General features: G+C 62.8%; 2 protein-coding genes. Both read left to right on the forward strand.

From position 1 onward, the window contains the following. Nucleotides 1-129 precede the first annotated feature (129 nt). The gene (locus HX846_RS35380; protein WP_003213811.1) at nt 130-1,146 is read left to right on the forward strand and encodes a putative 2-aminoethylphosphonate ABC transporter substrate-binding protein; all 1,017 of its coding nucleotides are present in this window, start codon (nt 130-132) and stop codon (nt 1,144-1,146) included. A gap of 125 nt (nt 1,147-1,271) precedes the next feature. Next, a partial coding sequence (locus HX846_RS35385) for a TIGR03364 family FAD-dependent oxidoreductase (protein WP_178967265.1) occupies nt 1,272-2,310 on the forward strand: 1,039 nt, incomplete at its 3' end.

Here is a 2,310-nt window from a genome sequence, read left to right on the forward strand (position 1 = left end):
CCTGATCCTGTTCACCTCGGCGGGCGTGTCCTTGCTGCTGGCGTGGGCCTCACGCGGCTTGTTGCGCCGCTCCCAGGCCTGGCGCCAAACCGCGCCCGGCCAATAATTCACCCATAAAGGAACTGCACCATGTTCAAGCCCCTGGCGTTAGCCGCTGCTGTGCTCACTGCGTTCAGCCTGAATGCCTTTGCCGCCAAGACCGAGTTGACCGTGTACACGGCCCTCGAAGCCGAGCAATTGAAGACCTACAAACAGGCCTTTGAAAAGGTTAACCCGGACATCGAGATCAAATGGGTGCGCGATTCCACCGGCATCATCACCGCCAAGCTGCTGGCCGAAAAAGCCCGCCCTCAGGCTGACGTGGTCTGGGGCCTGGCCGCTTCCAGCCTGGCGATTCTCGATCAGCAGGGCATGCTGCAAAACTACGCACCGGCAGATTTGAGCAAGATCGGTGCGAACTACCGCGATGCCGCCAACCCGCCGGCCTGGGTCGGCATGGACGTGTGGGCTGCGACCATTTGCTTCAACACCGTCGAAGCCGAAAAGCAGGGCCTGAGCAAGCCGGTGAGCTGGCAGGACCTGACCAAGCCTGAGTACAAGGGCAAGATCGTGATGCCCAACCCGGCCTCGTCCGGCACCGGTTTCCTGGATGTGAGCGCCTGGTTGCAGACCTTCGGCGAGAAGCAGGGCTGGCAGTACATGGACGACCTGCACCAGAACATCGGCCAGTACGTTCACTCCGGTTCCAAACCCTGCAAGCTGGCGGCCTCGGGTGAATTCCCGATCGGCATTTCCTTCGAATACCCGGCCGTTCAGCTGAAGCGCCAGGGCGCACCGCTGGACATCATCCTGCCGAAAGAAGGCCTGGGCTGGGATATCGAAGCCACTGCCGTGATCAAGGGCACTGCCCACGCAGACGCGGCACAGAAACTCGCCGACTTCTCCGCCAGCCCCGCGGCGATGGAGCTGTACAAGGAAAACTTCGCGGTACTGGCCCAGCCGGGTATCGCCAAGCCGCAGACCGAATTGCCGGCGGACTACGAGCAGCGGTTGATCAAGAATGACTTTGCCTGGGCGTCGAAAAACCGCGACAGCATCCTGACCGAATGGCGCAAGCGCTATGACGGCAAGTCGGAAAAACAATAACCACCGATCGTTCCCACGCTCTGCGTGGGAACGCGGCTCTGGACGCTCTGCGTCCGCTTTTGTAGTCGTGACGCGGAGCGTCACAGGATGCATTCCCACGCGGAGCGTGGGAACGAGAGGTCTTCATGACACAACTGCTGATCATCGGCGCCGGCATCCTCGGCCTTTCCCACGCATACGCGGCCGCCAAACGCGGCCTCAAGGTCAAGGTCTTCGAGCGCAGCGCCACGCCCCTGGGCGCCTCCGTGCGCAACTTCGGCCAGGCACTGGTCACCGGCCAGCCGCCGGGGCCCATGCTCGACCTGGCGCGGGAAAGCCGTGAGATCTGGGGTCAGTGGGCGCAACTCGCCGGCATCCAGCTCAAGCGCAACGGCTCCTATCTGTTCGCCCGCACCGAAGCCGAAGAGCACTTGCTTGAAGCCTTCTGCGCCGGTCGCGCGCAAGAACACGGTTATCGCGTCAAGTTGCTGCAAGGCGCCGCCCTGCACGAGCTGTACGGTGGCCAGTTCGCCCATCACCGCGCTGCGCTTCACGGCCTGGATGATCAACAACTGTATTCGCGCGAGGCTATCCCGGCGCTGATCAACTACCTCAGCCGCGAACTGAGCGTGGAGTTTCATTTCTCCACCCTGGTGCGCGACATCGAGCCCGGCCAGGTGCACACCACTGCCGGCTCCTTTCGCGGCGAGCAGATCATTGTCTGCTCCGGTCACGACTACCAGACGCTGCTGGCCGAGCAGATTGCCGAACTCAACCCGCAAATCTGCCGCCTGCAAATGCTGCGCGCCCGGCCAGTGGTGGAGTTGAACCTGCAACACGCGCTGCTGACCGGCCTCAGCTGCGTGCACTACGGCGCCTTCGCCGACTTGCCGGAAGCCGCGCCGGTACAGGCCGAAATTCTGCGGGATGTACCGCACCTGCATGAAAACGGTATTCACCTGCTGATCAGCCCGACACCCTATGGCGAACTGATCATCGGGGATTCCCACCATTACGGCAGCGATCCTTCACCGTTCAACGCCGAACAGGTGGACAACTGGATGATCGAACTGGCCGAACATACCCTGGGCTGCAAGATCCAGGTCGTGGAGCGCTGGCAGGGCGTCTATGGTTCCCGTGGGCCGGGGCCGTTCTCGTTCACGCGGGCGGCGCCGGGGGTGAGCG

It is taken from the genome of Pseudomonas sp. K5002, from assembly GCF_013386655.1.
Classification (GTDB): Bacteria; Pseudomonadota; Gammaproteobacteria; order Pseudomonadales; family Pseudomonadaceae; genus Aquipseudomonas.